Below are 11,975 nucleotides of genomic sequence, written 5' to 3'. Positions count from 1 at the left end.
GTAACCCTCGTGACCTGGCCCGCCGCCTTACCGTGGCCGTGTCCCGACCGTGCAGCCGCTACCACGTCAACGGGCTGCGCTGTGAGAACACCACCTCCTACGCCGACGGGTGGTGCCGCACCGGCGACTGCCCCGGCTTCACCACCCCCGTCCCGCCCGACGTCCCCCGCAACCGCTGGTTCTCCCTGCGCGCCAGCTCCGACCCGTGCCCGCTCGACATCAATAAGGCCGCCACGGTCGGAGTGACCCGCACCGCCTTGGAGCGCTACCAGGACGCCCACTCCGGCACAACCCCGGAGCAGGCCGAAGCTGCGATCCGCTCGCTGACCGAGGACCTGATCGCGGCGCGCCGGTGGAAGCGCTACCCGGACGGGTGGCTGCACCTGGCCGCCCGCGGTTACCAGATCATGATCAGCCCCGACCTGGCTGTCATTGTGGACTACCGCACCACCCACCGCGAACGCACCTGGGCACAGGTCCGCGCCGGAAAGACCACCCACAACCGACGCCGCCGCTTCGAACGCCGCAAAGCCGCCATCACCCGCGCAGGCCTCACCCTCACCAACAACCGCAAGGGAGAGGGAGGCCGGTACGTGATCCTCACCAGCCCCGATGGGCGCACCCTGCGCCGGGACGGCAAGACTCTCGCGGACCTGTCGGCCGCGCAGTGGCAGGAACTGACTGACCAGGCTCACACCGAGCTCAGCGTGCACATCCCCATCGAGGAGCCCTCGTAACAGCGGCCGATGGTGGTGCCCCGCCCGCCCATAACAGGCGGGACACCACCTCTTGCTCTCCCACACCCTCGAAAAGTCATCGACTACGACGTCATGACAGAGGCCAGCTATGAGCCGCGCTCGTCTTCCTTGCCCACCCGCGCAAATCCATCGGAGACCCATCATGGGACGCTACGACCACAACATCCTCACCGCTCTCCTCTCCACCGGCCAGCCCATGGGCGTACACGAACTGCTTCAGAACATTCAGCTCAGCCCCGGTCATCTCCACCCTGCCCTGGCCCGCCTAGAGAACGCCGGTCTGATCAACAGCGAACGCGAACCCCAGACCCAAGCTGGTCATCCGCCTCGCCGCATGTACACCCTCACCGCCGCAGGTGCACGCCGCGCCCGAGCCCTAACCGGAAACGCCTGACGAACCGTACCCACCTTGCGCACCTGGCGGTCGACAGCTACGGCGAACTCAACCTTGCCTCCACCGCTATGCGCGCTCGCAGTGGAGACTGGCACCAGCTTGAAGCCGCCGGATGGCGCATCATCGCCCACCGACCGCCACACAAGGGATGGTCTCGCCTGCCCAGCCCGCGTTCCACGTGCTCTGAGGCGATGCCACGCACCCTCTGGGAAGCCACCACCTGACCTGCTCGTCGGTAGACCCACCCGTAGGGGCCGGATCACCCGGCCCCGGGGCACTTCTTGAAGGAGATATCGACCAGGAGTTTGCCTAGTCGAACGAGCGCACCGTCTCACTCGTGCGAATACACGGTTCACGGCGCTTGCCAGCGGGTGGTTCTCCAGATCTATGTGCCGTTCCTGATCCTACACCAGCGCTCCGCATGTGGAATTGCACGAGATCACGCCCGCCCTGACCGTGCCCGTCAAGAAATCGCGTTCGTGATGGCCCTGGCCGAGTAACTCCCGAGCGCTGTGCCACCGGTGCGGAGCTATTCCTTATAACCTCCAGAAAGGAATTCCCGTGGGCTTCGAAGAAGAGCTGATAGCCGACCGCAAGAAGTACGGGCCTCCGATCGGCCCCTACCGATACGCCGGGCCCGACGACCCGATCCCAGACTTCACCCAGCCCCTACTCACCGTTGAGGAGATCAACCGCTGGCGCGGGCAACCGGTCCGGCTCACCATGACCGCGGGTGACTTCGACGTCGCCAACCGGATCTTTGACAACGTCCTGGTGGAGGCCGTCGATCAGGGCTTGGCGAGCATGTTCGTGATGCGCCAGCTGCTCATTCCCTGCGCCGAGCACGGCTCACTCGTGTTGTCGAGCGAGTACGGCGGCGCCCACTTCACGATGGAGCTCATCGACATCGGCCCGGCCGCCAGCCCGTTCCCGGTGCGGCGCACCTACAAGCCCGTGGAGCTGTACCGGTATGTAGGACACGGGGCGCTACTGACGCTCATCCGGGCCCAGCCCGGCGAGGCCATCGAGCACGGTCGGGTCTACCGCAACGTGCAGGTCGACATGGACGGCGAGAACAGCGACGTGGTGCGTCTGGCCCAGGCAGTGGAGACGACCCGTAACGCCTACGGGACTCTCCGCGCGGTGCGGGTGCGTGAGCTGGGCCCGGTACCGGTGGAGGAGATCGCGTTCGCCATGCAGATCACCAAATAGCCGCACGCTGGTGCCCGGCCGCGCGGCCAGGCACCAGAATCACCCGAAAATAAACATCAGTTCGGGGACTTTTAACGACTTCAGGAAAAACGATGGAATAGGATTCCAATGTAAGAAAGAAAAAGGACGAGTCTTAAAATGGCCGAACCGCAGGAGTGGCGCCAGTCGGGAGTGCTTACCTGGGATTCGATGAGGAGACCTGGAAGCTCGCCCACAAGATGAGCATCTCCCCGTACCCGCGCTACCGCCTCTACCCCAACCTGGCCAACAATGCTGACGTCTACGAACTCCTCAGGGCGGGCGTCAAGGTGGTCAGTATCGGGGCCGACCGGGCCAACCTGCTGCGCGCCCTGTGCTCCTGGCAGGACCAGCGGTGGACCCAGGTCGCCCGGGAGGCCGCTGAGCAGCAGGCCGAAGCAAGCCGGGCCGAAATGGAATCGTCCATCACCGGCAAGCCCGTGTGCCAGGAGTGCTGGGACCAGGAGTGAACCCGCCCCCGGCCGTTGAAGACCGATCCAGAAGGACAACATGCCATGACACAAAGTATCCAGATCGCTGCCGCGCGACCCCTCACCCTTGACGACGGGCGCCTACCCTCCTACGACCACGACTACCGGGTCCGCGACATCGCTGCGGCCCAGGTGCCCACCGCTGACCTGGCCCCCGGTGACGCCCTCGTGGTCACCATCGACTCCTTGCCACACCTGGCCGCGGTGGTGTGGACGTCCCAGATCGTGGGCGCACCTGCCACCGTCCGCCGGGCCCGCCTGATTACCTGGCACCCCGAGGGCGTGGACCAGGCCGAGACCACCCTGGACCTGCCCGCCGCCACGTGGACGGTGATCCGCGCCGCGTGGGGCCGCAACCTGATGGCCGGGCCCGCCGCCGTGCAGGACCACGCGCGACTGGCTCCCGGCCGGACGGCGTGCAACCTCCCCCTGGCCATTTCCCAGGATTACGTGGGCCAGACGGTGGACTGGGACCGGGTGCTAGCACCCGTGGACGCCCCGCGGGAGGACCGGTGGTGCCTGCCTTGCCTGCTGTCCCTGGCCCTTACCGCCGGACACGCCACGGAGGTGCCTTTCGAGGTGTTCAGCCAGTTCCAGCGGGTCATCGTGCCCGATGGTGCCGGCGCCACCCGCACCGCCCTGTATCTGCACCAGCGCGGCACGGTCGCGATCGTGGAGGACCCGGACACCGGGGAAGAGCAGCAGGTGCCCCTTGACCAGGTCCGTAAGAGGCCCGGCCGCCACATGGTGCGCACCCGAAGGCACGAGCGCCACCTCAGCGGCGCGGCCGACCCCCGACGCTCCCGGGAGGGCTGGGAAGCAGAGTGCCTGAGCAGCGGGTGCGGGTGGAAGATCAGCCCGACCAGCGCCCGAGCAGCAGCAGTGCTCAAGCACATCCACGAGGAGCCGTAGTCCCCGCCCCCACCCACTGGCAGGGTCGCGCTGGCCTCGACATCGGTGGTCAAACGCCACCAACACCCCGCCCAGGCGGGGAAGGTCCACCTCCGCCCGGGGATGGGCACCGCCGTACCAACGAAAGGACAACCCCGTGCCCCGCTTCACCGTCACCCTGTCCCAGATCGACAAGCAGCCGCCCACCGTGGTGGAGGTCGGCGCCGACGCCGACTGGACCGGAGGCGCCCCCTGGCACCATGAGCGTGTGCGCCTGTGGCAGATCCGCATGGACGCCTCCACCCCCCAGAACGCGATCCTGTCCTCCTACGACCGCCACCCGCAGGCCGCCCCCTGGCACGTCACACAGCCGCTGATCACGCGGGAGGCCGCCGCGCAGCTGACCGCGCCCCTGTGCGACCGGACGGCCCTGCGCGCCCTACTGGCCAACGGTGACCTCCCGCACCTGTCGGACGAGCACGCCCCAGCACTGTTCGTCGGACTGGATTCGCTCGGCGTCGTCCTGGACCACGGCACGTGGTCCGAGGCCGGGCAGCACCCCGACACGTCCACGGTGGTGGGGGTGCGCCCAGGGATCCCGCGCACGTCGACCGCGCCCCTGAGCGGGCTGTGGGTGCCCGCCCACGTGTACAGTCCCGACGTGCTCGGATCCATCCCGGCCCTGGTGGACGTGTTGCAGAACGTCTCCCCCCACGTGATCAACCCGCTGTTCACACCCGAGGGCGCGGCCGTGTACCTGGAGTCGGTCCAGTCATGGAACGCGCACGTGGCCCCGCCGTGCCGGGTGCGCCTCTTTGGCCAGGGCGCCGACGGCGCTCTGGCCAAGACGGACCCCCGGCCATCCCTGCTCGATGAGGAGGACCACGTGCTGCGCGACGAGTTCGGTGCCTTCATTGGCCCGCACCTGGGGGGCCTGTACACAATGCCGCTGCCCCGCATCGCCCGGGGCTGGCACCTGGCTACCGGGAGGTGATTGCGCGCGTCCGGGGGATGACCTCCGGGCCTCCCCCGCAGGACGTGGTGTCCCTGGGAATGAGTGCGGACACCTCCGCGCTGGTGGCCGCGTGGACATTCGGCGTCTTATCTGCGCTGTGCCTGTGGCAAGACATAGCGGTGCGGATCGTCGGACCCATCCCGGGCCACTGAGCTGTTGGCAGGCGGGACAGGCGGGGCAGGCGGTCAGGACCCAGGACCCATACCTGTTCCTAGAAGGCGCAGGACCGGTCCTCGGACCAGGTCACTGACCGCATCACCACCGACCGCTCTAAGAGCACTTGGTGGAGTTGGAGATCCAAGAGCAGAGCCGCGCTGATCGCAGGTGCGGGCACGTCTGGCGTACCTCTCAGTACGCACTGACCCACGCGCACGGATGCGGTCCATGTGCGAGGACTGCCTGCTGGCCAGGGTCAGAACGGCTGGGAGAAAAGTTGCTGCCCGTGCGCGCTGACCTCGCGGATCAGGCACCGGGCGCGGCAGGTGTACCGGGGCACGGCGGTGGCTACGGGAAAGACTCACCTGGGCCCTGTCCCTCACCCGGATCGACGGCGTACCTAACCCCCAACCCACAGGGTGGGGGCCACCCGCTCAACCCCCTTCACCCTCCAGGAGAACCCCATGCGCGCGCCCATGATCGGATCCCGGCACCAGCGCCACCACATCAACTGCCGTTGCCACGGCGGCGGCGCCCACGCGGTAGCCAGTTGGAAGAAGGCCCACCGCCGCAAGGGCAAACGGGCAGAGTCGCGCCGATGGCGGCGCGAGCACCTGTAGTTGCGCTCCACGGGCCGTATTCACAATGGCCAGGGGGCCGAAGGGCGCACCTGCTACTACTACGCCGGCCGGTACGGACCCAAGGCCGCCCGCCACCGCCGATGCGTCCAGTGGAGAAGAGCAGCTTGCACCGGACCCACAACTGGCCCCCTCCACTAGAGTCCACCCCCACCCCCGACGTTCAACGCTTGCGCCTGACGTGCAGCTTTCAGCGTTTCTCCGAACGGACCCTGCGGTCCGGGAGCTCTTCGGATTGCACCGCCAGGCCGCGGACGCGCTCAACAACGCAGCGATGGCCGGTGCCGCGCGGCCCTGCAATAGGGAGTGCGAGATTGCCCCCGCGCTATCCCTCACCGGCGGCACCACCCTCACCCATGGCCACATCGCCTACACGGTCTAGGCGCACGACGAGTGCCTTCGTCGCGTCGGAGGTCTAGACACCGACGAGCCGACCGTCATCCTCGCAGGCCCCTGCCGGGCGGTGTTCCGCACAGCCGAGAAGTTCCAATTCGAGCTGGCCTACGCGTTCGGTCTTGGCTAGATCGCCTCAGTGCTCGCCAAGCCGTGCTGGGACTGCGGATCCGACCCGAGCCGGGCGTGCACCCTGGCGTGCCGCCAGGAACTGCCCCCGGAGTTCTCGCCTGGCCTGGACCCCATCACCACCTGAGTGGAAGAAGGGCCCCATCCGGGCGGGGATCCGCCAGGGCCGCGCCGACTACGCCGACAGCCAGTACCGACCGTCAGGGGCGGGGCGGCCCTTGTGGGCTGCCCCTTCAAGAAGGGCATCCGATGACCCCACCTCTTCATGTGCTGGTGGGTGCGTCTATCGGCCAGCACCACACCGAGGGCCTCGACCACCACACGGTCGGGGCGCTGCTGGCCCTGGCCACCGCTGCCCTGGACCGCCACACCCCCGCGACCTACCCCATACCCGCCTGGCGGTGCGGCCACCTCCGGCCCGACGAGCCCGGTCCGGACCTGACCCGGTGGGAGCACCACCCCCTCGGCCTCTCGGCCGAGACGGCATGGCGGAGGCACCCCTCACCTACCGGGTGTGCCGGGACGAGGAACTGACCGTGTGCCTGGCCTGCTCCGCGCAAGCCGACATCGTCGTCCTCTGGCCCTGCGCCGAGTACAGGCACTTGGACGAGGCGCTGCCCCTGCACCTGAGTAAACAGAACGAAAGGAACTGACGATGACCGACCCGTCGCCCAACCTGGACGTGCACCAGCTGGTGCAACGCGCGGACGCCACGTACACCGTCTGCGGCACCCTGGACCCCCACACCACCGGCGTGCTGCTCGCCATCGCGCGACAGACCACCCACACCCACCAGCCGGTCGAGAGGGTCCGGCCCGCGCGGCTGTGCTCCCACCCGCGCCCCAGCTCCGGCAAGGAGCTGGAGGCATGGCGCGACGCGCACCCGGAAGCTGACACCGAGCTGCTGCCCCACAACGAGCGGGAACGGGGGAAGCGGGTGTGCCCCTCCGAGAAGACCGTCGTCTGCAAGGGCTGCACCAACACCTACGACTGCCTCATCGTGTGGCCCTGCGACGACTGGCAGGGCATCGAGAAGGCCGTGGCCGAGCAGACCGCCACACAGGCCGTCCCCGAGGTCATGTACTGGGTCAACGGCCCCGGCGGCCGGGTCATCGCCTCGACCAACGACGGCGGGGAGACGGTCCTGTACGCCGACCAGTACGCCGAGGTGTGCGCCGGGGTGCTCAACAGCGCCTACCAGTCCGGACGCACCGCGGGCCTGTACATGGATGGACGCCCCGTCTACCAGGCTGCTCCGACCGGCAACAGCCTGGCGATCGTGACCGTCGACGACCGGGTCACCACCAACGCCATGTGGCAGGAGTTGGCCGCCCAGCTCGCCGCCGCCGCCCGCGACGCCTGGAGCCGAGGGCTGGACGACGCCGAGCGGGCCGTGCTCCTCCTACCGTGTTCGCTGTGCCACGCCCCGGGCGGCACCCCCTGCACCCCCGAGTGCCTGCCCACCGCCGCCGCCCGAGCCCGCAAGGACAGTGCGTGATGGAGGAGATGCTGCCGCTGTTCGACCTGCCCACGACACGGCCGCGCCCGGCGAAGACCACCCCGACGCCGACCGCCGGGCGGCCCGAGACCAGCACGCCGCGCCCGGTCGCCACCCCGCCCGAGAGCCCGGACGCACCGGCGGCCGGGACGTCCACGCGGTGGATGCTGCCTCCCGCACACCCGGACGCGGCAGTCAGGCGCCTGGCCGAGGCCGTCACCGAGACGTGGCACGGCCACCACATCAGCGGACGCATCGAACTGCCGCTCAGCGCCCTGGCCGCGTTCGCGTGGCTGGGCCCGGACGCCCAGCACGCCCACACCGTCACCGAGGACCTGCTCGGCTGGGACACCGAACAGACCCTGGCGTTCATCCGCTCCCAGTGGCGCACGTTCGGCACCCTGCGCCCCGACCTGGTCAACCCCGCCTCCCCGTTCCTCCTGGCCTGGCTGGGGGAGCAGCCCCTGACCCCGAAGGAGGAGAAGGCCGTCCACGGCGTGGTGCAAGCGGCGCTGCGCGCCGACCTGTACGCCCTCACCCAGCCCGACATCCGCTATTACGTGGACCTGTTCGGCGTCACCCTCACCCTGCTCAAAGCGGGCGGGGCGAACAAGGCCGGTGCCGCCTACTACAGCCCTGGGTCCGTCACTGACCTCCTGGTCAGACTGCTGGGCAAGGTCGATAACGACAGCGTCCACGAACCAGCGTGTGGCACCGGTGGGTTTTTGCGCGCGCTCGCCGCGCACATGCGTGAGCAGGGCCGTGACCCGCACACCGTGAAATGGGCCGCGGTGGACATCGACGAACTGGCGATCGCGTGCCTGTCCGTCAACGTCATCATCTGGGACCTGGGCTACCAGGTGCTGCTCGGCGTCGCGGACGTCCTGGTCGAGGACTGGGTTCCCAAGGCCCGCGCGATGCGCGCCGAGACCATCGCCATCGCCCAGGAGACTAGGCGCGCCCGCGCGCTCCTGGACGTGATCCGCGCGCTGGAGACCCCCACCCCTGACCCCGAGGCGGCCACATCCGGTGCGCCCGCCTCACCCACCACGAAGGAGAGCAGCCTGTGAAGATCCCGCCCGAAGTCCTGGAGGTTCTGGACAACGTCCAGGTGCGCACCGACGGGCCGCTGCTGCGGCTGCCGTTCGAACTGCACCGGCCCCTGTACGACAAGGTCAACCGGGTTCTGATCGCGGCCGGAGGCCGCTGGGACGGCTCCAAGGAGGCACGCGGCCACCGCTTCGACCGGCCCGCCGACCAGGTGCTCGCCCAGCTGCGCACCGGCGTCTTCATCACCGCGCGGGAGAAGGGGTTTATCCCGACGCCGCCGGAGATCGCTGAGACCCTGGTCAGCTACGTGAACGTGGGCCCCGGCTCCACGGTTCTGGAGCCCTCGGCCGGGACCGGCGCCCTGGTGCACGCGCTCGTGCCCTACGGCGCCACCGTCCACCTCGTGGAGTCCGACCCCGACCACAGGCCCGCCCTGGAGGCGCTACTCAGGGACGGGTACGCCGTCGAGCTGCACATCGGTGACTTCCTGTCGATGCCCGCGCCTGATCCGAGTGCCCTGTTCGACCTGAACGGTGCCACCCAGCTCTACGACGCGATCGTCATGAACCCGCCGTTCCACTCGCAGGTCCACCACCTGTTGCACGCCTGGGACTGGCTCGCGCCGGGAGGCGAGTTGGCCGCGATCGTCTCAGCCGGGATCACGTTCCGCCAGGACCGCCACCACGACCGGCTGCGCGCCCTCATCATCGAGCACGGCCGCGTGGTGGACCGGCTCCCTCAGGACGCGTTCGCCGCCTCCGGGGTGGACGTGCACACCGTCATCGTCCGCCTGAGCAAGCCGAAGCTCTCATAGGAAGAGGGGACCCCCGCTGCCTGCAACAGCGGGGCTCCCCTCCATCCCTCCCCACTGTAGGAGAAGGAAAAGGGGAAGCCCACCGTGGCCACCAAGAAGAAAACCAAGAAGAGGCAATACAAGCCGTGGATGAGCGCGGCCGACCTGACCGCGCTCGTGCAGCTGACGCTCATCATGGCCGGGCCCGAGGAGCACGACGCCATCGAGGCCGCGGCCGCCGGCCTGGACGGTCGGCACTCGCTGAACAACCGCATCGCGATCGCTGCCCAGGAACCCAACGCGACGTGCGTGTTCGGCAAGGTGCAGTGGCGCGAGCACGGCCGCAGGATCGCCACTACGGGGTCAGCTACGTCTGGGACATCTCCCAGACGGTGCCAGTGGACTGCGAATGCCCGGACCCCGCAGCGTGCACCTGTCCGCCACCCCCGGTCCCGGCTGTGTCCCCGGACGAGCATGACGAGGCCACGTTCGCAGCCCTCGTCGTGGACCTGGTGTCCCGCGCCTAGAGCCACGGAGAGGACAGCGAATGAACTGCACCACACCTAACCCGGACCCGGGCCTGGAGATGGAGTGCCGCAAGTGCGGTGCTGACATCGGCCAGCCGTGCCGACGTGGGTGCGTGTACTACACCCCAAGCCAGACCCTGCACAACCACAACGAGGCATCCGGATGAGCGACCTGAGCGACCCCTGCCTGAGGTGCGGTGCCGACGTCGGGGAGCCCTGCGATCCCATCTGCGTCAACGCCGAAGTCCTGAGCGACGACGAGTATGCCGGCCTGGCCGGGTACCCCGACACGCTGATCGACGGTCTCCTCGAAGGAGGCGGGTGCCTGTGACCCGGGTGACCACACCCCAGACCGGCTGCCGGTTCGACGTGACATGGCGGCCCCGCGACCTGATGGAGCCGCTGCACGCCACCGAGACGGACCTGTACCACCTGCGGTACCTGGCCTACTGCTCGTGCGGGTACGCCGGACCGCCGCGCACGGTCGAGAACACCGCGGCCGAGGACGGCGCCGACCACGCCTTTCCGGGCTGGCGCACCCTGCCGGTGATGAGGCCCCGACCCGTGGGAGAGGACGTCTACGACGCCTGGATGCGGTGGGCGGACCAGGCTGCCCGGGTCTACCCGCCGGGCTGGTTCGACGCCGGAGGGCCAGTGCGCACCGAACGGGACAAGTACGCCACCCGCCACGCCCCGACCATGGGGCCGGGCGGCGGCTACGACATGTGCGCCCGCACCCGCCCCTACCCCGCATCTTGGAAACGCCGCGACACCGGGAGCGGACAGGAGGGCCTGTTCGACACCGCTGGAGGTACCCCATGACCCAGACCATCCGCATCACTCACACCCGGGCCGAAGGCACTCTGGTCGCGGGCACCAGCAAGAACGACGGCACCGGGCCGCACCTGCGTGCGGCCGGGTACCGGTTCTCCCAGAACCTGCCCATCAGCGCCGGGTGGTACGTGCGCAACTGGCGGGACAAGGCGGCCAAGCAGTGGCACATCGATGACGCCGCCCGCCGCCTGCGCGAGGCCGGGTACACGGTGGAGGTCGACGTCGACAACGTCATCGCGGGCCGGTCGTTCGCTGAGGCGGAGCAGGAGCGGTACGACCGCGCCGGCGAGCGGGCTGACCGCGCTGAGACCTACGGCGCGAACGCCTCCGCGTCGGCGCACGCCCACCTGCCCCGGTATCAGCAGATGTCGGAAGGGTGGCCGCTCGGGCAGCCGCTGATCTCCGACTCGGCGCGCGCCTTCCATAGGCGGATGATGCGCGCGGACGACGCGTACCGGCGCGACGCCGCCAAGGCCTCGTACTGGGCGGAGGTCGCGTTCTCCTCCGAGCACGTCAAGTCGTTCCGGCAGAACATCCCGCGTACCCTGCGCCGGATCGAGAAGCTGGAAGCCGACGAGCGACGGCTGGTACGCGACATCGACGCGCACCCGCGCGAGAAGTACCCCAAGACGGTTGCCTCCTGGGAAGCGGATCTGGACTACCTGCGCGAGAAGCTGGAGTACTGGCGGGTGCACGTGGCCCAGACCGAGGCCGCGGGGGTGAAACTGTGGCGCAAGGCCGACTTCGTGCGTGTGCACGGCCACTGGGTGCAGGTGGTGCGGGTCAACGAAAAGAGCCTGTCGATCCCGCGGGCGCACCTGTGGATCACCGGGCCCGAGGTGGTCACCGTGGAGCAGGCGCGGAAGAACCGGCGGGCGCTCACCGGCAACGACACCCTGATCACCGACCGGTTGCCCTACGACAAGATCCGCGGGCGTATGAGCCTCGCCGAGTACCACGCACGCACCGCGGTCGTGAAGGAGAGGGAGAGCTGATCGCTCACTGTCCCACCTGTGGGGCCGGGCGCATGCCCCGACTTCCGCCCATGATGAAGACCCATGCCCCTACTCACCACGGCTGGTCTCGAGGAGGCACAAGGCGACTCAGAACAGCCAAAAAAAGGGGGCAGGTACGAATTCAGCTACGTCGGGGACATTCCCAGACTGTGCTGGTGAACT

The 11,975-nt window shown here is 68.9% G+C and carries 13 protein-coding genes and 1 pseudogene; all 14 read left to right on the top strand.

The window, feature by feature from the left end:
* Positions 1-737 (top strand): annotated as a pseudogene (locus tag ACSIH6_RS35765) (hypothetical protein); the annotation flags it as partial.
* 163 nt (positions 738-900) lie between these two features.
* Positions 901-1,152, top strand: coding sequence for a PadR family transcriptional regulator (locus ACSIH6_RS35760; protein ID WP_435112752.1), 252 nt, complete (start codon positions 901-903; stop codon positions 1,150-1,152).
* A 561-nt stretch (positions 1,153-1,713) separates the two neighbouring features.
* Positions 1,714-2,364, top strand: coding sequence for a hypothetical protein (locus ACSIH6_RS35755; protein ID WP_435112751.1), 651 nt, complete (start codon positions 1,714-1,716; stop codon positions 2,362-2,364).
* 218 nt (positions 2,365-2,582) lie between these two features.
* Positions 2,583-2,852 (top strand): hypothetical protein, encoded by a 270-nt coding sequence (locus tag ACSIH6_RS35750; protein WP_435112750.1) that lies wholly within the window; start codon positions 2,583-2,585, stop codon positions 2,850-2,852.
* Positions 2,853-2,897: 45 nt separating this feature from the next.
* Positions 2,898-3,785, top strand: coding sequence for a hypothetical protein (locus ACSIH6_RS35745; RefSeq protein WP_435112749.1), 888 nt, complete (start codon positions 2,898-2,900; stop codon positions 3,783-3,785).
* A 136-nt stretch (positions 3,786-3,921) separates the two neighbouring features.
* Positions 3,922-4,758: a hypothetical protein gene (locus ACSIH6_RS35740; RefSeq protein ID WP_435112748.1), complete on the top strand. Its 837-nt coding sequence runs from the start codon at positions 3,922-3,924 to the stop codon at positions 4,756-4,758.
* 641 nt (positions 4,759-5,399) lie between these two features.
* On the top strand, positions 5,400-5,555 hold the full coding sequence (locus ACSIH6_RS35735) for a hypothetical protein (protein ID WP_435112747.1): 156 nt from the start codon (positions 5,400-5,402) through the stop codon (positions 5,553-5,555).
* A 1,025-nt stretch (positions 5,556-6,580) separates the two neighbouring features.
* Positions 6,581-6,748 (top strand): hypothetical protein, encoded by a 168-nt coding sequence (locus ACSIH6_RS35730; RefSeq protein WP_435112746.1) that lies wholly within the window; start codon positions 6,581-6,583, stop codon positions 6,746-6,748.
* A 2-nt stretch (positions 6,749-6,750) separates the two neighbouring features.
* Positions 6,751-7,593 carry a hypothetical protein gene (locus ACSIH6_RS35725; protein WP_435112745.1) on the top strand — a complete coding sequence of 281 codons (843 nt, stop codon included), beginning with the start codon at positions 6,751-6,753 and terminating at the stop codon, positions 7,591-7,593.
* Complete coding sequence (locus ACSIH6_RS35720; RefSeq protein WP_435112744.1) at positions 7,593-8,663, top strand: N-6 DNA methylase; 1,071 nt, start codon at positions 7,593-7,595, stop codon at positions 8,661-8,663. Before ACSIH6_RS35725 ends, ACSIH6_RS35720 begins: the two co-directional genes overlap by 1 nt.
* Positions 8,660-9,457, top strand: a complete 798-nt coding sequence (locus ACSIH6_RS35715) for a DNA methyltransferase family protein (RefSeq protein WP_435112743.1) — start codon at positions 8,660-8,662, stop codon at positions 9,455-9,457. The genes ACSIH6_RS35720 and ACSIH6_RS35715 overlap by 4 nt, the downstream gene beginning before the upstream one ends.
* Before the next feature lie 669 nt (positions 9,458-10,126).
* Complete coding sequence (locus ACSIH6_RS35710; RefSeq protein ID WP_435112742.1) at positions 10,127-10,294, top strand: hypothetical protein; 168 nt, start codon at positions 10,127-10,129, stop codon at positions 10,292-10,294.
* Positions 10,291-10,785 (top strand): DUF6349 family protein, encoded by a 495-nt coding sequence (locus ACSIH6_RS35705; RefSeq protein WP_435112741.1) that lies wholly within the window; start codon positions 10,291-10,293, stop codon positions 10,783-10,785. Before ACSIH6_RS35710 ends, ACSIH6_RS35705 begins: the two co-directional genes overlap by 4 nt.
* A complete protein-coding gene (locus ACSIH6_RS35700) occupies positions 10,782-11,792 on the top strand; it encodes a DUF3560 domain-containing protein (protein ID WP_435112740.1) in 1,011 nt (336 codons plus the stop codon). The genes ACSIH6_RS35705 and ACSIH6_RS35700 overlap by 4 nt, the downstream gene beginning before the upstream one ends.
* Positions 11,793-11,975 lie beyond the last annotated feature (183 nt).

Origin of the sequence: Nocardiopsis synnemataformans (genome assembly GCF_965343085.1) — a bacterium.
In the GTDB taxonomy this organism is placed as follows: Bacteria; Actinomycetota; Actinomycetes; order Streptosporangiales; family Streptosporangiaceae; genus Nocardiopsis; species Nocardiopsis alborubida.
The sequence above is the reverse complement of the archived record's forward strand: the minus strand, read 5'-3'. Positions and strand labels throughout refer to the sequence as shown.